Genomic DNA, 21,176 nt, shown 5'->3' on the forward strand with positions numbered 1-21,176 from the left:
GCTATATTAATTCCCACAAATAACTATCTTGTGCGCAGCCCCCATAGCGTATCGTGCTGCCGGGCTGTGTTCAACATATAAACTCTTTATTGTCCCGTATGAGATCCACCTGCTTCCAGGCCCTGCTGCTGCTTTGCTGCATCGCCTGCCATCGCCCGCAACCCCTGAATGTGATGTATCCCGCTCCCGGTGTGGACATTACCGATGAAGGAAACCACCTCCGTTTAGATGAAAAAGGAAAACATTTCACTTATGACGACCTCTTTGCAGGCGCCCGTTTCATCTGGCTCAAATCCATGGACCAGGACAGTATCGGGCTGATCAACGATATCCAGGTATACCAGCACAATTATTACCTCCTGGACTACGGGCAGCAAAAACTCCTGTCATTCGACCCGGAAGGGAATCCACGCTTCACTTTGTCCGCTTCGGATACCGCCGGGGCAACACTGAAAAAGATCATGGGGTTCAGCATCAACACCAAAACCCGGACGTTGGAGGTATTTGACGGCGTAGCCAAAAAGGTCCTGAAATACAGTTTTGATGGCAAACCTGCCGGGGAACTGGCTTTTCCGTATAACTACCGGGAGGTGGCCTGTAATGCGCAGGGGGAGTATATCGTATATGCGCCCGGCCTGCAAAATGAGCTGAATGGTAAAAGATCCGGCGCGGCCGTTTTCAGCGTGAAGGAAGACGGGACATTCGGCCGGGAGATGATGGACTTGCAAACGGACTTCCCCATCGAATATTTCCCTTCAAACTGCCTCAGCGGCTTTGGCGACAGCATCACGCTGGTATCCAACTATGCTACCGCCGCATTTCGCTTCCACGGCGATAAGATAACCCGCGCCTTTGATATTGATCACGGCGAATACTGGTTCCGCTCACTGCACACAACGGGCGCCAGCGGGAGCAGCCTGGTACTGGACTATTCAAAAGAGGGAAAGGAAGGCCCCGTCTCCGCGCAGTGCCTGGTTTTGGAAGATGGGAAAAGGCTTTACACCGACAGTGTGATCAATAACTTTTTCCCTTTAGCAGTCGGGATCCCGGTCCATTTTTCATCCTCCTCCGCAATGACGGGCCTGCTGCCTGCAAAGGCCTTTGCCAGGATCGGTGACCCGGCCGGCGGCTGGACTGCCCGGTCCCCGCAGTACAATGATATACTGGCCCGGGTGACTGATCTGCAACAACGGATCACAGACAACTCCGATGCGGTTATTATAGAGCTTCCGCTAAAATGACCGCCTACAGGTATAAATAATAATCTTTCAGCAAAGCCGTAAACTCCGGTGTGTATTGCCTGTGCGCATCGTACACCGCCATTTCGCGCACGTGTATCTCCCCTCCTTTCCCGAATATACCCACAGCGCGAAAGAAGCCATGACCGGTCGTTTGCCGTACTTCCAGCAGTTCCTGTAAAGTATAACCCGCCGCTTCCGCCATCTCCCTGAAACGCTGAAACCCTTCATAGGGCAGCAATACGGAGAAACGGCCGCCGGGCGTCAGCAGGCGCCGGATGGCATGTAACAAAGCGGCGTAGTCCAGCGTGGTAGTGTGCATCGCTGTGTTCCTGCGGCTGTCAGGGCTTTTGAGATCGTTTTCGTAAAAGGGCGGGTTGGTGATGATAAAAGGATATTGTTCTCCGGGTTGGTAAGTTTGTACGTCCTGCTGAAGGGCCTTAAGACGGGTGGGCCAGGGTGAGGCCTCGAAGTTGCCTGCGGCTTGGCGGTACGCTGCTTCATCCAGTTCCAGTGCATCGATGGCCGCGGGACTTTGCTGCGCCAGCATGAGGCTCAGCAGGCCGGTGCCCGTGCCGATATCGAGGATGCGGGTTTCTTCTTTTACAAAAGCCGCCGTGAAAGCCCCCTGTATACAGGCGTCCGTGCATACTTTCATGGCGCTCCCCGCCTGCTGTACCGTGAATTGTTTGAACCGGAAGTAACTGTTGCCCATGTGAAATTATATCGCGGAAAACGCTGCCCGTGCGGTAGGCACTGTGTCCAGCGGGCTGAATTCGCCCGCCAGGTATTTGTAATGCGCCGTCATGGCTATCATCGCCGCATTGTCCGTACAGTATTCGAATTTGGGAATGTATACGTTCCAGTTATGCTGTGCGCCGTAGGTTTCCAGCGCTTTGCGCAGCCCGGAGTTCGCGCTCACGCCGCCCGCGATGCAGATCTCGCTGATGCCGGTTTCTTTGGATGCTTTCACCAGTTTGTTCATCAGGATGGTCACGATGCGGAGCTGGATGGATGCGCAGATGTCCGCGATGTTCGCCTCCACAAAATCCGCCTGTTTGGCCCTGTTTTCCTGGAGGAAATACAGGATGGCCGTTTTAAGCCCGGAAAAGCTGAAGTTCAGCCCCGGTATCTGCGGCTCCGGGAAACGGAAACGGTCCGGATTCCCATCCCTGGCGTGTTTGTCCACCAAAGGCCCACCGGGATAGGGCAGCCCCAGCAGTTTGGCGCTTTTGTCAAAAGCCTCTCCCGCCGCGTCATCCATCGTTTCGCCGATCACGGTCATCTTCAGCGGGCTTTCGCACAATACGATCTGGGTATGCCCGCCGGACACCGTCAGGCAGAGGCAGGGAAACTGCGGTTGGGGATCATCAATAAAGTTAGCCAGCACATGCGCCTGCATATGGTGCACGCCTATCAGCGGCACGTCCAGCGCCAGGGCCATGGATTTGGCAAAACAGCTGCCTACCAGCAAAGAGCCTATCAGGCCCGGGCTTTGTGTAAAAGCTACGGCGCTGAGGTCCGCAAGCTGCATATTGGCTTTTTTCAGGGCAAGGTCCACCACGGGTACAATGTTCTCCTGGTGCGCCCGGGAAGCAAGCTCCGGCACCACGCCGCCGTACTGTTCGTGTACGGCCTGGCCTGCTATGACGTTCGACAATACCTTCCCGTCCGCGATCACCGCGGCGCTGGTATCGTCACATGAAGATTCGATGGCTAAAATATTGACCGGCATAAGGCCGCAAAGTTACACTAATTGCTGCGTATCGCAACCACCGGATCCAGCCGGCTGGCGGAGAAGGCGGGTATAAACCCTGCAATTACGCCCACCACGCCTGATATAGAGAATCCGAGGATGATATTCCAGGGAGACATGGCTATCTGAAAACTGGCAAACATGTTTTGGGCAATCAGCGTGCCGATGAATACAAACAGCAGCCCAAGCCCGCCGCCGATCATACTCAGCAAAACGGATTCCATCAGGAATTCCAGCAGGATAATGCCCGGCCTGGCGCCAATGGCCTTTTTCAGACCAATGATGTTCGTCCTTTCTTTTACGGTCACAAACATGATGTTCGCAATGCCAAAACACCCTACCAGCAAAGAAAAGAAGGCTATTATAAAGCCGCCGAGATTGATAGCGCCGAAGACGCTTTCCAACTCTTTCTGGGCCGTGGTGATCTCGTTCAGTGCAAAATCGTTTTCCTGCGTGGGTTTCAGCCGGTGAATGGCCCGCATGGCGCCGGTCAGTTCGTCTTTCAGCTGGCCAATGGCAATTCCCGGTTTGGCCTTGACCATGATCCAGGGATCGGCAAAACGCCGCTCGTCGATGATGGTCCTGGCGAATGTATACGGCAGTATAAATGTATTGTCGTTGATAACGCCCCCCATCAGGCTTTCTCCTTTCCGCTTCAGCACGCCTATCACCCGCGTGTTCCGCCCGCCGATCCGCACTACTTTGCCAACGGAGGCCTCGGGGGTGTAAAACAGGCCTTCCCAAATGTTCGCACCCAGTATCACCGTATTGGAGCCGTTCGTCAGCTCCGTGGGGCTGAAATACCGGCCAGCCGCCAGGTCCACCGGCTGCAGTTTTTCAAGATCCGCCGTGGTGGCCAGCATCTCCACATTCTCCATATAGTCGGAGCCATATTCCACTTTCCTGCCGCCGGAACTGAAAAGGAACGTGACCGCATCGGCGGACTGTACTTTTTCTTTAACGGCTTTGAGCTCTGAATATTTAGGCTCAGGGCGGTTCATATATCGCCACCATTCCCCATCTCCGTCCCATGGCCATTTCTGGAGAAATATCACGTTGTTGCCCAGTGTGTTCAGATCTTTCCTGATATTGGATTCCATACTGCCCGTAACGGTCAGCACGGCGATAATGCAGAATATACCGATAGTAATGCCCAGTAAGGACAGGAAAGTACGGAGCTTGTTCACCCGCAGCTCCTGCAGGGCCATTTTGAAGCTGCTCCAAAGAATTTTAAGGGTAGATAGCATGATCCAAATTTAGCATATTATACAATGCGGCCAATGGCATTATTACCGGTGGCCACATTCCCGGTTTTCCGGGAAAAAAGGGATTTGGGCTAAGAATCATGGCCGCCATCCGGGTTTAAGGAAAAAAGGGGGCATGCCCGTGAAGTAGCATTCCAACTATCCGGGGTTTTCGGAGAAAAATGTACCTTTGCAGCCATTTATGACAAAATATCTTAACGAGATCAGCAAAAGGAAATCCTTTGCGATCATTGCCCACCCTGATGCCGGTAAGACCACCCTTACGGAGAAATTCCTCCTGTTCGGCGGCGCTATCCAGACGGCCGGTGCGGTAAAGTCCAACAAGATCAAAAAACACACTACCTCCGACTTCATGGAGATCGAACGGCAGCGCGGTATCTCCGTAGCCACCTCCGTGATGACCTTCGAATACAGGGACATCCTCGTGAACCTCCTCGATACCCCCGGTCACAAGGACTTTGCCGAAGATACCTACCGTACCCTCACCGCCGTGGACAGCGTTGTGCTGGTGATCGACTGTGTGAAAGGGGTGGAAGAACAAACCAAAAAACTGATGGAGGTGTGCCGTATGCGTGATACGCCGGTGATCATTTTCGTGAATAAACTGGACCGTGACGGCAAAAATCCGTTCGACCTGCTGGACGAGCTGGAGGAACTGCTCAACATCCGCGTACGCCCCCTCAGCTGGCCTATCAACGGCGGCAAGGACTTCAAGGGCGTATACAACCTGTACGATAAAAGTTTCGTGTCTTTCGCGGCCAACCGCAAAGCCACCGATGAAGATATCCTGCCGATGGCGGACCTCAGCAGCCCCGAGGTGGACGAACTGTTCAACGCACAGGACGCCGCCCAGCTGCGCAACGACGTGGAACTGATCGAAGGCGTGTACGACGAGTTCGACAAACAGCCCTACCTGGAAGGCAAGCTGGCGCCCGTGTTCTTCGGCAGCGCCGTGAACAACTTCGGGGTAAAAGACCTGCTGGATACCTTCGTGGAGATCGCCCCCATCCCGCGCGACCGCGAATCCAGTACCCGCCTGGTGCAGGTGGAGGAAGATAAATTCTCCGGGTTTGTGTTCAAGATCCATGCAAACCTCGATCCCCGCCACCGTGACCGTATCGCGTTCCTGCGCGTATGCTCCGGGAAGTTCGAGCGTAATAAATTTTACCATCACGTACGCCTGGACAAAGACGTGCGTTTTGCCAACCCATACAGCTTCCTCGCACGGGAAAAGAACATCGTGGACGATGCGTACCCAGGCGATGTGGTAGGCCTGTTCGACACAGGGAACTTCAAGATCGGCGATACCCTCACCGAAGGCGAAAATTTCTTTTTCACCGGCATCCCCAGCTTCTCTCCCGAACTGTTCAAGGAACTGGTGAACAAAGACCCGATGAAGACCAAACAGCTTGAAAAAGGCATCTCCCAGCTCACGGACGAAGGCGTTGCCCAGCTGTTCACCCAGCACAATGGGAACCGCAAGATCATCGGCTGCGTGGGCGACCTCCAGTTTGAGGTGATCCAGTACCGCCTGCTCCAGGAATACGGCGCCTCCTGCCAGTTCAACACCCTGCCGTTCTACAAAGCCTGCTGGATCACCGGCAGCAAACAGAAACTGGAAGAGTTCATCCGCTTCAAAGGCGCGAACGTGGTGCAGGACAAGGACGGCCACCTGGTATACCTCGCCCAGTCCGAATGGTACCTGAACACCGAAAGGGCAAACAACCCGGAGATCGAGTTCCATTTTACTTCCGAGATACATAAATAAGCAGCCCTCTGCTCAAAATACAGAACGGCGCCTTGAAAAAGGCGCCGTTTTCATGTACGACCAACTCAATTATTGTAAAGCTCGGCTATTGCGCGAGTCACAAAAGTAGGCCAGCCGCACGCCAATCATTTATGAATTTGGTAAATGTATTTACGCAATGCGGAAAAGATTATTCCTAATATTCCATGAAATCATAGTAGGAAACGGTCTCGGCGCCCCCGCCGCTTGGCCATACCTGTACATAGGTATTGGCATTATTCACGGCATTTACATACACCGGGGTGGATGGGGTAAGGAATCCATACCCGTCCGCGGAATATACCGTATAGCTGCCCGAAGAAATATACAGGTAATCGCCGGACCAGCTCAAACCCGATACCGGGCCGGCACCGAAGGCATAGATGAAGTTCCAGGCAAAAGCGGGCGCATGCAAACCGGGTGCGGGATCAGGATTTCTCAACGCGGAAGTGGCTTTCATGCTAAAGCCGCAGCTAAGGATGAGGGCAGCCACAAAAAGGGAAGTTTTTTTGATCATAAGATAAATTTTTAGAGGGTTAATTGGGTTGAACACTCTAAAAATAACACACCTCCATTTAATCGTCTCGCCGATTCGTATCATCCTGTAGCCGATTTGTATCATTTTAGGGGGACACTCCGGTATCCATATAAAAAAATGATCCCCCGTTACCGGGGGATCATTCATGATCGGTGGATCATATAAAATAAGTTATTTGCGAGTAACCCAATCTTCGGGCAGGCCATATTTAGTCAATACTTCTTTTGCTTTTTCGACCTTTTTCATGACAAACTCATCTTTGCTGTAATCCCTCATGGAGGGATCAATTGTCATTTTCCCGGTTGTAACGGTTTTTACTTCTTGTTCTTTTTTTAGTTTCTTTAAAGGCATGTTCACCTCCTGTTTTTTACATTACAAATATACTATTATTTCCGTATTGCCAGAAACGCCTCAAAGTTAACTCCCGGTACAAAGGCAAGCCACCTCCTATTCAATAGCCCCCTGATCTCAAACAATTTCTGTATTTCAGCCAGGTTTGCATTAATTCCCATCTGGTAAAGCCTTGTTCTCGCAGCTGTACTTCCCTGAAAATAGATCGGAAGCTGTCCATGCCGGCTTGTATAAGCAACCACCGTTGCCGCAACTGTTGCCAGTATTTTATCCCGGTCGTTATTATTGGATGTTGTTAAATCATCTATTTCATTTTTCTCCCGGTCCAGATCTCCAAACGCAAGGTTGGTAACCTGCTTTCCGTCAAGAATTACAAAACCATCAATTGGCGTATACGTAACGATCTTTTCAATTATTCCTTTAGGGCCAACACTTTGGAAAGTAAAACTCGCGCAGGTTGAATCCGTGTTATAGTCATATTTCGTCAGGTTCATTCATCCAAAACTTTAAGGTTTCGCGCAATTTATCCGCACCTCACACGCAACCCAAACTTTAGAGGAAATCCCAGTTTTTTGCATCCCCAAAAACGAAACGGGGTGATTGAAAATACTATTGCTAATATTCAATCACCCCGTTGAGGGATATTTTCTATAATTACTTGATTTTCAGATCACTTATCACCCATCCTTCGATCATCCTTCGATGATCCTTCGGTCATCCTTCGGTGAAACACCCTCAAACCCGCGCCACGACCGAACGCAACCGAAGGATTACCGAAGGATTGCAATACGATGTTCGTAGGTTTAAAGGCCTGACTGATAGAATTTTCCCATTTACAATGCCACCACGGCGCCCTGGCCGTAGATCTGCTGTTTGTATTTGAGGGAAGGCGAAGGCAGGAAATCACCCAGCCCCAGCTTTTGCCACTTCTCATCGATGATTTTGATGGTGGCATCGTCCGCCACGATAATATTCGGCCAGTCCCGCTGGAAATCGTCCAGCTCTTTGGTTTTGATGGTGCCGTCCAGGCCCATGCAGGCGGTTACTTTATGCGCGTTGCGGCTGGAAGGGCGTTCCGCCAGGAAATTATCGCGTTTCGGATCCAGGTTGTTGCAGAAGCGCCAGAGAGCGGAAGGAAGGTCCATCGGGTCCACGGTATGCTCCACGTACAGGACCATTTTAATGCCCTCCATGCCGGGCTGTGCATACACCTGCGGGTGCAGCTCACGGAGATGGTTGCGGCGGTCCTTTTCCACGGCTATCACGATGCAGGGAATGTCCAGCTTCAGCAGCGTGGCGTTCACAGCTTTGATCTCCGGGAAAGCGGCCCGCAGCGCGGCGATGTTCACCTCCGGTGAAAAAGAGGCGGTATCAAACCGGTCGTCTGTTTCTTCGGGGAGGCGCGCGGTACCGTCAATGCACATTTTGCCGCCAAAACCCATGCGGGAGCAGGAGTGATCCAGCACATCCATCGGCCCCTGGCTGAAATAGATGTCTGTAGCCGGGTTCAGGTGTTTAAATGCGTATTGCGCCAGCGCTTTGTAATCGTTGATGCGGGTGCCCGTATCGGTTACGGCCAGTATTTTGTTGAACATCATCTGGCCGGCGCCCCACATAGCGTTCATCACTTTCTGCGCCTGGCCGGGATAGTCTTTTTGTATCTGCGCGATCACGAGATTGTGAAACACGCCTTCCACCGGCATTTCCATATCCACGATCTCCGGCACCAGCGTCATTTTGATCGGCGCGAGGAATATCCTTTCGGTAGCCTTCCCGATCCAGGCATCTTCCTGCGGGGGAATGCCCACGATGGTGGAGGGATACACGGCATCTTTGCGGTGCGTGATGGCGGTAACATGAAACCGGGGGTACCAGTCCGCCAGGGAATAATAACCGGTATGATCGCCAAAGGGCCCTTCCCAGATCAGCTCTTCATCCGCCTCCACGTACCCTTCGATCACGAAATCCGCGTCGGCGGGCACTTCCAGTTCGGGCTGGGAAATACATCTTACCAGCTCCACTTTCTTTTTGCGAAGAAAACCGGCCAGCATGTATTCATCCACGTTTTCGGGGAGCGGTGCGGTGGCGGAATAGGTGTATACGGGGTCGCCACCGAGGATGACGGCCACAGGCATGCGCTTGTTGAGCTTTTTGTATTCGGAGAAATGTTTGGCGGATACTTTGTGTTTGTGCCAGTGCATGCCGGTCATGTCTTTTTCAAACACCTGCATACGGTACATGCCTACGTTGCGGCTTTGGGTATGCGGGTCTTTGGTGTGGATCACGGGCAGGGTGATAAAAGGTCCGCCATCCTGCGGCCAGCAGGTCATTACGGGCAGTTTGCCAAGGTCCGGGCTGGTCATTACCACTTCCTGGCAGGCGCCGCGGCCTGATATCACTTTCGGCATCCAGGAGGCGAACTGGCTGAGCTTTGGCAGCATGGCGAGTTTGTCCAGGATACTTTCTTTGGGTTTGGAGAGCATTTTGAAGAGCCCTTCTATTTCGGAGGCTACATCGTCCAGCTCCTGCACGCCCAGCGCCATGCACATGCGGCGGTAACTTCCCATGGAGTTGATGAGCACGGGGAAGTCGTACCCGGTATTTTCAAACAGCAGGGCTTTGCCGCCGTCCGGTGATTTGCTGATGCGGTCCGTGATCTCCGCGATTTCCAGGTGGGGGTTCACATATTCTTTGATCCTCACCAGCTCCCCCGCTTTTTCCAGCGTATCGATAAAATGCCTTAAATGCTTAAATGCCATTGGTTCCAGCTTTCGTTCAATGGGTAAAAGTACGTTGGATATAGGGAATAAAAAAAGGCTCCGTTTAAAACGGAGCCTTAAGGCTATTGTCGTCACCCAGGTACGTTACCTGTTGCCAAAAACAATCACGCCTGAAACCCTTGGCCTGCGCGGTATAGGCAGCGGGGGCGGCGGAGGAGAATAATGATAGCGCGGGCGCACCACCACTACTCTTTCCCTGCAATCATCCCTGCGGTAATCCCGATGGCGTCTGTCCACATACACTACTTTTTTGTAGTGCCCGCGTCCTCTGCGGTCATCATCACAATCGTCATAACGTTCATGCCTGTCGCGGTCACGGTCTCGGTCGTGGCCGCGGCCCCTGTGCTGTGCCTGTGTAGTTGCATAGGTTGCCCCGAGGAGGAGCATCACGAGAATCAGCTTTTTCATAGCCTGCTGTTTTAATTGTTCTCTCTGTCCGTTCATCCCCTTATTTGCCTAAGGCGGACGGACTTGTTATCATAATTTCAAGAAGTATGCCAATAACGTTGTTCCAACGCGCATCCGCTGCCACAGCGGGTTTGGTAGCGTAACCGGAGCGGATGAACGGAAATGCAATCCATCGTTCCGGAGCGAAAAAATGATAAACGGAAAATGTAAACATGCAGGAGAAATCATTTCATGCAAAGAAGAAAATGCGTGCATGTTTTGCGAAGAAAAAACGTTGCGGAGATGATCTTATGATGCGTATACTTTTTTGTGAGAAACGCAGGTGGTATAAAATAAAAAAGGCTGTCTTTAAAGACAACCTTTTACTTTTCTATTTGGACTTGATTGGGGGTGTACAATCACCTTTATGCAACCATCGTGCCAAAGTTATTTTATGCGATTACATTTTGAAGCACTTCGAGAAGTTCGTGCTCCGGCCGCCGCTGCTGCTGCCGCCAATGCGGTACATTACGGTGATGCCTGAAAATGTATACCAGTCTTTATATTTTGCGGAACCGCGCTGCGTACCATCCGTAGGGTAGTTGCCCGTCACCCCGGTTTTATTTACTTCATCGCCGCGCCATGCCCAATCCACCGCGGTCTGCCCTCTTTCCGCCAGCAGGGTGTTCTGGTCCACGTAAGTGGTGCTTACGTCGTCCAGGTAATCGGTGAAGGTGGGCCTGAGGCCTACCTCGATGCCGAGCATGATACGGTCTGTAAAGATATATTTAAAGCCCACGCCGAAGGGGATGGATATCTGGTGCAGGGAATACTGGTTGCCCCTTTCCGGATACTGCGGCAGCCCCTGCCCTTCCGTGCTCAGGCGGCGAAGCGGCACACGGGCGCCGGAAGAATCTTTTGCCGTGGGATAAAAACTGAACAAAGCCACTCCTCCGAATACATACGGGGTAAAACCTTTATCATCTATATCAAGGATATTAAGCTCCGCGCCCAGGTGACCTTCCCAGAGATGGGAACTGAAGCTGAGGTTGCGCGCCTGGAGGGCAACGCTTTCGTTGGACTTATCGTCCGCGGCGGCCATACCCCAGGTGAATCCTGCCCTTAACGTCAGGAAGCGGTTGATATCCCTTTTTACCAAAAGGCCCAGCATAGGACGCGTATAACTGAAGTTCACACGTTTTTCTGAAAGGTCTCCACTGTAATTGCTGATACCGGCGATTCCGCCAACGTGCCAGTCCTGGGATTTACTAACAAAGGGGGCAGCGAGCAGTAAAACGAACCCGATGATCTTTTTCAAGGTTGTAAGGTTTTAACAGGTTACTGATTACTACAACGCTTCAGAATAACAAAAAAGTATCCGGGGCATGTGTAACCGGGAACTAAATTATACAATTTTCCACTTTATTACAATTCTAAAGATATGATTATAAAAGCCTTTTATACCACCATAGGGCCTAAAGCACTATTTTTGCGGCAGGTATGATATTTGAGAGAGCCTTGCTTTAACCTTTTACCATCATAAACTGTAATTAATACGTGAGTACCCCCCGCCGGAAAAAAATCATTCGCTGGATCATAGGTAGTGTTTTAACCTTGCTGCTGCTGCCCGTTCTGCTGCTGCTGCTGCTGCTGCAATTGCCGGTAGTGCAGAATTTCATGCGGAGCAAGGCGGAATCTTACCTGCAGAAACAATTAAAAACAGATGTGCGAATCGGCGGCCTGCGTTTTTCCTGGTGGAACTCCATGACCCTTTCCCAGGTATTTGTGGGCGATACCCGGAAAGACACCCTGCTGTCCAGCGGTGAGCTCTCGGTAAAATACAACCTCCTGGCGCTTCTCAATAACGACCTGAAGATCAGATCCGTCCGCTGGGAAGACGCCGTGGTAAACGTATACCGCCCTGCCGGCGACTCCTCTTTTAATTTCCAGTTCGTCATAGACGCCTTCAGCTCCCCTGCGGCAAAACAGGATACGATCATCGAAGAATCCGGCACCACCCTCCAGTATCAAATAGGCGAAGTACAACTGCAACGCATATACGTGCGGTACAACGACAGCCTGGGCGGCATGCTGGCCAGCGTGCGCCTGGATAAACTGGACATGCTGCCGGACGATCTCCAGCCCGGGGATGGCAAATATCACCTGAAAAACTTCCGGCTGGACGGCCTCCAGGCCGCTATCCTGCAGCAATACCGCCCCGCCGTGCCCGAGCCGCCCTCCGCCGATACCGCCTCCACTCCTTTCGACTTTACCGTACGCGACCTTGCCATCCGCAATACCACGTGGACCTACACGGACGAAGCCGGCGGCATGGACACCAAAGGCCGCATCGGTACGTTATCGTTGCGCAAAGCCCGCTTCGATCTCGTACAGACACTTATTGAAGCGGACGAACTGAAGCTGGAGAAAACCACCGCTTCGCTGGGCTTCCTAAAACCCATGGACACCGCCACCGCCGTAGTAGCAGATTCCCCCGCTGCCCCCATGACCTGGAGAGTGGCGGCCAAAAGCGTGCAGACCCGCGAAGTGGATTTCAGCATGGACAATCACCTGGCGCCTCCCTTAAAATATAAAGACGCCGTGGATTACAACCACCTCGGCATCACCGGCCTCTTCCTGGATGTAAACGATCTCACCTACAGCGCGGACAGCACCCTGCTCACCATCCGCAACGGCTCGCTAAAAGAACAAAGCGGCATGCACCTGAAAGCCCTCCGGGGCAAAGTGCGCTACACACCTAAAGAAGCCCGGCTGGGCAACCTCCTGCTGCAAACCAACGAAAGCCGCATAGACGCGGACGTGCTGCTGCAAACAGAATCCTGGGAAACCGTGTCCGACCAGCTGGGGCTGCTGGCCATTCAGGCCACCGTGCGCCCTTCGGATATCGCGATGAAAGAAGCCCTGTTTTTTGTGCCCGAAATGCGGACCACCCCTTCCCTCCAACCCCTCTGGAAAAAACGCCTCGCCATCAAAGGCAATATGAGCGGCAACCTCGCCAAACTCATCATTCCCGGCTTCGAGGTAAAAGATAATGACCGCAATTACCTTTTTGTAAAAGGCACCGCCTTCCAGGTGACGGACCCGGACCGCATGGGCGCGGACCTTACCACCGTCACCCTGCGGAGCAGCAAAAAAGGCATTGAGTCATGGCTGCCACCCAATACCCTGCCCGCATCCATGACCCTCCCCAACACGCTGAACGTGAACGGCAGCATCCGCGGCGGTATGCGGCTGCTGAAGCCGGACCTCGCCGTCAATACCGATCTTGGCAATGCCGATATCAAAGGGGAAGTGGCCGACTTTATGGACATGGACAAGATCCGTTACGACCTTGGGCTGGGCACACGGAACCTGCAACTGGGGAAAATACTGGGAGATACTTCCATGGGCAATATGAACGGCCGTTTTGCGGTGCACGGCAAAGGCACCGATCCGCAAAAGGCCGATATCAAAGCTGATGTGAACATCACTTCGTTTACCTACAACCGTTACACCTACACCGGCATCAATATGGATGCCGCGCTCAGCAAAGGCGCTTATTCCGCCAGGGGCAGCATCACAGATTCCAGCGTCAGGGCGCGCTTTGACGTGAAAGGCAAACTGGACACGCTGAACCCCGCCATCACCGCCAAAGCAGACCTGGACAAACTGGACCTCTACGCCACGAACTTCACCACTTCGCCCCTCACGATCAAGTCCTGCCTGGATGCGGAGCTGGACAATCTCAGCCCGCGCAGGCTCAGCGGCTTTGCAGCCATACATAAGATACAGCTGGCGGACGACCGGGACATTTATACGCTGGACAGCATCCTGCTGAAGGCCGACGCGGCAGACGGCGTGCAGAAGATCAGCCTTACCGGGCCGTTCGGGTTCCTGACCGCCTCCGGGGACTTTAATTACCAAACCTTCGCCACCGAGGCCGGCAACCTCGTTACCCGCCACCTGGAAGCCGAAGGCGAAAAACCGCCGCCGCCTTCCGAATCGCAGTGGGTGAACTTCAACGGCAGCATCAGCATTCCCAAAACCTTACAGAAATTACTGCCCGATATCAGCCTGCCCAAACCGGTAGTGCTCAACGGGCGGCTGGATACGGACAGCAGTTTCCTTGTGGCACAGCTTTCCGTGCCCACTATGCGGTATGACTCATTCAGGGTGGATACCCTGCTGGTGGACATAGCGGCGGATAGTACGCAAATGGAAGCCCATGTGTTACTTGGGCGCCTGCGGCACCCGCAGATCCCCCTGCAAAGGACCACGGCGGATGTAACCGCCAAAAACGGCCTGCTGGACTGGGACCTCGTGATGGGCCGGCGGCAGAACAACCCGAAATACAAACTGGGAGGACTCGTGCGGTTTGCCCAGGGAGACAGCCTGCTGATATCCCTCAAAAAAGACCTGCTGCTCAACCGGCAACAGTGGAACGTGGCCGGGGACAACCAGGTGGTGATATATAACGGAGGCGTGGCCTTTGCGGACATCGGCCTGGAACGCTCCGGCCAGCAATTGCTCATAGAATCCTCCCTCGCCGCGCAGGGCGCCAGCCTGCCGGACCTGACGGTGACGCTCAAAGACTTCAGGCTCAGCACCGTTACCAGCCTGATCGAAAAAGACACCGCCCTGGCGGAAGGCATCAGCAATGGCGTGATAAAGATCAGCGGGCTGGACCAGACGCCGCTGATAGACGGAAAACTGACGGTGGACAGCCTGAACGTTATGGGCTCCGCCATCGGAACGCTGGCGCTGGACGCCAATACCAATGCGGACCAGCAGGTGCAGCTCACCGCCACCATCCAGGGGAACGAAAACGATGTACGCCTCGCGGGCACCTATGCCGAACAAATGAACTTCCAGCTGGACATCAACAGCCTGAATATGAAAAGCGTAGAGGCGTTCACGTTTGGCAACGTGACCAACATGAGCGGTAAACTCACCGGCAAGGCCAGCCTCCAGGGCACTACGGACAAACCGGTGATACGCGGTAATATGCACTTCGACAATGTGGCCGGCCGCGTGACCATGATCAACAACTACCTGCGCCTGCCCTCCGAGGACCTGGCGCTCACCGAAACAGGCATACGGTTCAACCAGTTCGTGATCGCGGACAGCACCGGGAACGAAGCGGTGATCAACGGGGACATCCTGACAAAGGACCTCAGCGCGTTCCAGCTGAACTTTGACGTAAAAGCCAGCAATTTCATGGCACTAGGCCCGCAGGATGTAAAAAATAAAGACCAGTTCTACTACGGCCCGGCATACGTGGACGTGACCGCCCAGGTGCGCGGCACGCTGGACCTCCCACGCGTGCAGATGAAACTGAAGCTGCGCGAAAAATCGCAGGTGACCGTAATGATACCAGAAGAAGAACCGGGCATTGCGGACCGGCAGGGCGTGGTACAGTTCATTGACCCCGCCATGTGGACAGACACCACGCTGCGCCTGAAAAAAGATACTACGGCCACCACCAGCGGCCTGAAAGGATTTGTGATATCGGCGGACCTTGAAGTAACCCCGGAATCGACCCTGAAACTGGTGATAGACCAGGTCAACGGAGACTTCCTGGAAGTAAAAGGTAACGCCACGCTGAACTTCTCCATGGACCCGAGCAGTAAAATGAGCCTCACGGGCCGTTACGAGATCAACGAAGGGAAATACAACATGAGCCTGAACCAGCTCATCAAACGGGAGTTCCAGATAGAAAAAGGCAGTACCATCATCTGGAACGGCGACCCGATGCTGGCGGACGTGAACATCACCGCGCGGTACGATGTGAACGCCGTGGCGGCGGACCTGATACAGGACCAGATCAGGTCTGATGACCCCGCGCGCAACCGTTACAAACAGAAAGTACCCGTGGAAGTATACCTCAAGATCACCGGCGAGCTGCTGAAACCGAACATCGCCTTTGAGCTGGACATGCCCGAAAAAGACCAGGGCGTGCTGGACGGGCAGGTGTACACGCGTATCAAACAGATCAACCAGGTGGAGTCCGAGCTGAACAAACAGGTAATGGGCCTGCTGGTGCTCAACCGGTTTATTTCAGACAATCCGTTTGACGGGCTGGACAGCCAGGGCGGCAGTGCGGCGGAAGATATTGCGCGGAACAGTGTGAGCAAGATCCTCTCCCAACAGCTGAACAACCTGGCGGGCAGCCTCATCAAAGGCTTCGATGTCAATTTTGACCTGCAAAGCGAAAACGCCTACAACGACGCCGGTTCGCGCGAGGAAAGCACGAACCTGAAAGTGGACGTATCCAAACGCCTGTTCAGCGACCGCCTCACCGTAAGCGTGGGTTCTAACATCGGCATATCCGGCGCACAGACCCAGGGACAGGACGCAAGCTCCATCATCGGGGATATGAGCGCGGAATACATGCTCACCGCGGACGGACGCTACCGTATACGCGCCTACCAGCGGAACATCACCGAAGCCGTGATACAGGGCCAGGTAGTGGAAACGGGACTGACATTTATGCTCATCATGGACTATAACCAGTTCAGGGAAATATTCAGTAAAACAAAAAAAGAAAAAGAACAGGAACGCCTGCGCAAGGAAAACAAGTAACATGACCCGTAACCTGAGATACATAAGCCTGACCGCACTCACGGCCCTGCTTGCCGCCTGCTCCACCACCCGCACGGTGCCGGAGGGAGACCGCCTGTATACAGGCCATGAGATCAAATGGACAGAAAAGAAAAAACCAAAAGACTGGAGCACCCTCAAAGCCGGTATGGACGAGCGCGTGCGCCCTTCCCCCAACCGCAAGTTCCTGGGCATGCCCTTCAAACTCTGGCTGTACAACCTCGGGAATGAACCCAAAGGCAAAGGCCTGAACCACCTGCTGCGCAACAAATGGGGCGAAGCCCCCGTGCTCCTCAGCCAGTTGAAACCCAACAGGACAGAGCGGATACTGAACAGTTACCTTGAAGACAACGGGTATTTCCAGAGCGAATTAGAAAGCGAGATAAAAAACAAGGGCAGCAAAAAAGCCAGCATCGTATTCACCGCCGAGCCCAATCACCGTTATACCATCCACCGCGTGCGGTTCGATACGGATACCGGCGTACTGAGCAAACAGATCATGCTCAACGCCAAACATACCCTGCTGAAACCCAATGATAACTACAGCCTGGACCTGATCAAGGCCGAACGGGAGCGTATACACGCCCACCTGAAAGAAGAAGGCTTTTATTATTTCACGCCGGATTATATGCTGATACAGGTGGACAGTACGCTCAAAGGGCAGGTGGACCTGTACATCAAACTAAAAAACACCGCGCCGGCCACCGCCCTCCGCCAGTACTGGATGCGGAGCGTGGAAGTATACCCTAACTATGACCTCACCCGGGACAGTGCGCTCAAAACAATTCCCGGCCAGCAATACCAGAATTTCACCATCGTGGATCCCGACAGCCTGTTTAAACCGATTGTATTCGACCGGTCCGTATTCCTTCAAAAAGACAGCCTGTACCGCCTCAGCTCGCACAATATCACCCTGCAAAGGCTGGTGAACCTGGGTACGTTTAAGTTCGTGCGCGGCAACTTCAGGCCATTGAGGGACAGTTCGCTGCTCGCCGCCCGTTTTTACCTGACGCCGTACCCCAAACGGTCTTTACAGTTCGAAGTATCCGGCACCTCCAAAAGCACCGGCTTTGTAGGCAGCCAGGTGAAGATATCCGCCCGCAACCGTAATTTCCAGCGGAAGGCGAATGTATTGGAGATCAACCTCGGCGGCGGTTTTGAAACACAGGTAGGCGGCAGGACCACCAATATATCCACCAACGCATACAGCTTCAACGCGGAAGTGGCCCTGACCATCCCGAGGTTCTACACCCCTGTTATCCGGTTCAACCCCCGCACGCCTTACGTGCCCAGGACCAGGTTCAGTATCGGGTACGAATTGCTGAACAGGCCCTCCCTGTATAACCTGAATGCGTTCACCCTGCAATACGGCTACATCTGGAAACAGACGAAATTCCTGGACCACGCCCTTTTCCCGGTGGCCATCACCTATGCGCTGCCCGGCAATGTATCCGCGGAATTCCAGCAGCAAATGGACCAGGACCCGGCGCTGAAACAGTCCGTATCCAAACAATTCATTTTAGGAAGTAACTACACGCTGACATTTAATAACCAGGCTCCTTTCCGGTATCACAGCTTCTTCGCCAGCTTCAATGTGGACGTTGCGGGGAACGTGGCCGGGCTGCTGGCCCAAAGCGAAGCGGACGGCACCAAGACGATCGCCAACCAGGCCTTTTCGCAATACCTGCGCGGCAGCGTGGACGGGCGGCATTACTGGAAACTAAGCGATAACCTGCGCTGGGTGAACCGTTTGTACATGGGGTATGGATATGCCTATGGCAAGAACCTCCAGGATCCGAACACCCCGGTAACCCTTCCGTTTATCAAACAGTTCTTCAGCGGCGGTAGCAACAGCATCAGGGCTTTCAGGGCGCGTACGCTCGGGCCGGGCTCCTACCACGAGGACCCCGACAATACGACCAACCTGCTGCTGGCCAATGCCGCGGGGGATATCAAGCTGGAATTCAACTCGGAACTGCGTTTCAAACCCCAGAAACTGATCGAGCTGGCGGCTTTTGTGGATGCGGGTAATATCTGGTTGGGCAAATCAGACTCGACTAAAAAGGTATTCGCCTTTGACCGGTTCTATAAAGAGATAGCCGTGGGCACTGGTATTGGTTTAAGGATAGACGCTTCCATCCTGCTGGTGCGTTTTGATATTTCCTTCCCGTTGCGGAAACCCTGGTTGCCCGAAGGGGAACGATGGGTATTTAACCAGATCAGTTTGGGTGACAAGGCCTGGCGGAAGGAGAACCTGATCCTGAACATCGCCATCGGGTATCCGTTCTGACAGCGCTCCCTGGGGTAACGGCCCGCTTTTCATCATGGACTTATCCGCTTTCAAACGATCCGAACCTGATATCCGACCTTTCCATAACCAGCTTTTATGCCTGGCCCGGCCGTCCTTATATTATTACTTTAAGTAAGATACCGGGAACGGCCGGGTTCTTTTTTCCGCTCAACTGCGCTTCCGGCGTATGTTCCACACTATCTTTTTTTACCATTTACTTCAAGTAACTTCCCACTACAGGTAAATGTAACCAAATTACTGATTATCAATAGTCAGTATATATTCACTTACAATAACCATCAATTCACCATTCGCCCGAAACCCACGCCTGCCGGGCATCTCATGGACTTTATTTCATATTTATATTTTTGTTTAATTAAACATTTAAAATATATTTGCAGTCTACGTGAGCACCAGTATCCGGAATACACCCCATTCAACCAAACGGGCATGAGATACTGGATAAATACGTAACCCATTAAACCCATGAACGCTGCCGTACCCTATACGACCATCAGAAGAAGTTCCCTCCGGGGAGCGATGATGCTGTGGGGCACATTGGGATTATGTCCGGGCATGGTTTCAGCGGGCAACATTACACCAGGGCAACAGGCGGGCTTCAGCATTCCAGGCTCTTTAACCGCCCCTTACTCCCTGAACCTCAGCAGTACCCTTGTACATGAGAACAACGCCATTGGCACGCTTATAGGCACCTTTTCCACCGATCCTGAAGCCGGCGTGTGTACATACTCGCTGGTGGAGGGAGATAATTGCGCAGACAACAATCTCTTCACCATTGCCGGCAACACGCTCAAGACACTCACCATCCTCGACTTCGAAAGCAAAGTAAACCGCTATATCCGTGTACGTTGTACAGACGCAAACGGCGATTTCATTGAAAAGGCATTCCAGATTGAAGTAATAGACGTATACGAAGTGAACAACACCCTGGAAGCCACGAACATCGTGACGCCAAACGGGGACGGCATCAACGACACCTGGGTGATCCGCAACCTGCCGCCGCACAGTATGAACGAAGTCCGCATCATGGACCGGAGCGGCAGAGTGGTATATCACCGGCGCAATTATTCAAATGACTGGAATGGCCAGCTCACCAATGGCGGGCAGCTTTCCGAAGGCGTATACTTTTATATCATAGATTTCGGAGCAGGGCTGAACCTTTTTAAGGGCTCGATTACCCTGATCAGAAGCAATCGTTAAACATATTTCCTGTACCTAATTGATTTGTAAATGAAGAAAATCTTTACACAACTTTCCACGCTCCTGCTGATCGCCATGCTTCCGGCCGCTGTAAAAGCACAAAGCGTTGGCAACCCGATCCAGCAACAGGACCCGCTCATTGCGCAGTACTTCGAAAACCGCTTCCTCGGCAACCCGGCCATGGCCGGTGCGGACACCGGGCTGAATGTGAACATCGGCTACCGTAAACAATGGAAAGACCTGCCCGATGCTCCCGTTACTTTCGCGCTCACCGGCGATTACCAGATAGCCAAAAAGATCGGCGTGGGCCTTACCGTTTTTAACGACCAGGCAGGCATCCTGAAACAGACCCGCGTGGCACTCTCTTACTCCTATCACATGGCGCTGGATGAAAACAACACCGAGTTCCTTCACATCGGTATGACTGCAGCCCTTGACAATAAACGCGTTGAAAGGAAAAAGATAATAGGCAACCCGGCCGATCCCGCAGTGGATGAGTTCAACCGCCGGGACAATTTCTTTGAAACAGACCTGGGCGTAGCCTATACAAACCAGCACCTCACCATCCAGGCGACGCTGCCGAACCTGGTGAGCACTTTCCAGAACAAGGATAAAGTGGAGCCCCGCAACACTTCCACCTTTATGGTATCTGCATCTTACAAGTTCGGCACCAAAAGTTTCCAGGTATCCTCCATTGAGCCTTTGGTGGCGTTCCGTGGCGTAAAAGGCTACAAGGGAATCCTGGACGTAGGTACAAAAGTGAGCCTCGCCAAAAACTTCGTGAACCTCTTCGCGTTGTATCATACCAGCAACGCGGTGACCGCGGGCGTAGGTTTCCAGTTCAAAAACTCTATTGAAGTGCAGGCAAGTTATACCTCGCAGACAGCGGGTGTTAAAAATAATATAGATGGCAATTTCGGATTGGGCATCAAGATCCGTTTGTTCAGGTAAGTCACCAGGCCGG

The 21,176-nt window shown here is 53.1% G+C and carries 15 protein-coding genes; 6 read left to right on the forward strand and 9 right to left on the reverse strand.

Annotation, left to right across the window (positions count from 1 at the left end; all coding sequences use genetic code 11):
- Positions 1-98: 98 nt before the first annotated feature.
- Entirely contained in the window at positions 99-1,241 is a 1,143-nt protein-coding gene (locus EG028_RS00455) for a 6-bladed beta-propeller (protein WP_120514087.1), read from the forward strand.
- A gap of 4 nt (positions 1,242-1,245) precedes the next feature.
- On the opposite strand, the gene EG028_RS00460 is transcribed toward EG028_RS00455, so the two are convergent.
- The 3 genes from EG028_RS00460 to EG028_RS00470 are packed head-to-tail and all read right to left on the reverse strand — an operon-like array spanning position 1,246 to position 4,241.
- Entirely contained in the window at positions 1,246-1,953 is a 708-nt protein-coding gene (locus EG028_RS00460) for a tRNA1(Val) (adenine(37)-N6)-methyltransferase (RefSeq protein ID WP_120514088.1), read from the reverse strand.
- A 6-nt stretch (positions 1,954-1,959) separates the two neighbouring features.
- Entirely contained in the window at positions 1,960-2,973 is a 1,014-nt protein-coding gene (tsaD, locus tag EG028_RS00465; RefSeq protein ID WP_120514089.1) for a tRNA (adenosine(37)-N6)-threonylcarbamoyltransferase complex transferase subunit TsaD, read from the reverse strand.
- Between the two features lie 17 nt (positions 2,974-2,990).
- Positions 2,991-4,241, reverse strand: coding sequence for an ABC transporter permease (locus tag EG028_RS00470; protein WP_120514090.1), 1,251 nt, complete (start codon positions 4,239-4,241; stop codon positions 2,991-2,993).
- Between the two features lie 199 nt (positions 4,242-4,440).
- On the opposite strand from EG028_RS00470, the gene EG028_RS00475 reads away from it, so the two are divergent.
- Positions 4,441-6,027: a peptide chain release factor 3 gene (locus EG028_RS00475; RefSeq protein ID WP_120514091.1), complete on the forward strand. Its 1,587-nt coding sequence runs from the start codon at positions 4,441-4,443 to the stop codon at positions 6,025-6,027.
- A gap of 175 nt (positions 6,028-6,202) precedes the next feature.
- Here EG028_RS00475 and EG028_RS00480 read toward each other — a convergent pair whose 3' ends face one another.
- The 6 genes from EG028_RS00480 to porG form a co-directional block, all read right to left on the reverse strand.
- On the reverse strand, positions 6,203-6,562 hold the full coding sequence (locus tag EG028_RS00480) for a hypothetical protein (protein WP_120514092.1): 360 nt from the start codon (positions 6,560-6,562) through the stop codon (positions 6,203-6,205).
- Between the two features lie 192 nt (positions 6,563-6,754).
- Positions 6,755-6,934, reverse strand: coding sequence for a hypothetical protein (locus EG028_RS00485; RefSeq protein ID WP_120514093.1), 180 nt, complete (start codon positions 6,932-6,934; stop codon positions 6,755-6,757).
- A 35-nt stretch (positions 6,935-6,969) separates the two neighbouring features.
- Positions 6,970-7,428 (reverse strand): DUF6934 family protein, encoded by a 459-nt coding sequence (locus tag EG028_RS00490; protein ID WP_120514094.1) that lies wholly within the window; start codon positions 7,426-7,428, stop codon positions 6,970-6,972.
- A gap of 339 nt (positions 7,429-7,767) precedes the next feature.
- A complete protein-coding gene (locus tag EG028_RS00495) occupies positions 7,768-9,693 on the reverse strand; it encodes a menaquinone biosynthesis decarboxylase (RefSeq protein WP_120514095.1) in 1,926 nt (641 codons plus the stop codon).
- 105 nt (positions 9,694-9,798) lie between these two features.
- Positions 9,799-10,122, reverse strand: coding sequence for a hypothetical protein (locus EG028_RS00500; protein WP_123864483.1), 324 nt, complete (start codon positions 10,120-10,122; stop codon positions 9,799-9,801).
- 439 nt (positions 10,123-10,561) lie between these two features.
- Entirely contained in the window at positions 10,562-11,419 is an 858-nt protein-coding gene (gene porG, locus EG028_RS00505) for a type IX secretion system protein PorG (RefSeq protein WP_120514096.1), read from the reverse strand.
- Positions 11,420-11,658: 239 nt separating this feature from the next.
- Here porG and EG028_RS00510 point away from each other — a divergent pair, with 239 nt between their 5' ends.
- The 4 genes from EG028_RS00510 (at position 11,659) to EG028_RS00525 (ending at position 21,163) form a co-directional block, all read left to right on the forward strand.
- Positions 11,659-16,683 carry a translocation/assembly module TamB domain-containing protein gene (locus tag EG028_RS00510; RefSeq protein WP_123864484.1) on the forward strand — a complete coding sequence of 1,675 codons (5,025 nt, stop codon included), beginning with the start codon at positions 11,659-11,661 and terminating at the stop codon, positions 16,681-16,683.
- Position 16,684: 1 nt separating this feature from the next.
- Positions 16,685-18,991 (forward strand): translocation and assembly module lipoprotein TamL, encoded by a 2,307-nt coding sequence (tamL, locus tag EG028_RS00515; RefSeq protein WP_120514098.1) that lies wholly within the window; start codon positions 16,685-16,687, stop codon positions 18,989-18,991.
- Between the two features lie 486 nt (positions 18,992-19,477).
- Positions 19,478-20,212, forward strand: coding sequence for a gliding motility-associated C-terminal domain-containing protein (locus EG028_RS00520; RefSeq protein WP_120514099.1), 735 nt, complete (start codon positions 19,478-19,480; stop codon positions 20,210-20,212).
- 30 nt (positions 20,213-20,242) lie between these two features.
- Complete coding sequence (locus EG028_RS00525; RefSeq protein ID WP_120514100.1) at positions 20,243-21,163, forward strand: PorP/SprF family type IX secretion system membrane protein; 921 nt, start codon at positions 20,243-20,245, stop codon at positions 21,161-21,163.
- The last annotated feature ends 13 nt before the right edge of the window (positions 21,164-21,176 follow it).

The organism is Chitinophaga barathri, from assembly GCF_003807585.1.
GTDB classification, from domain to species: domain Bacteria; phylum Bacteroidota; class Bacteroidia; order Chitinophagales; family Chitinophagaceae; genus Chitinophaga; species Chitinophaga barathri.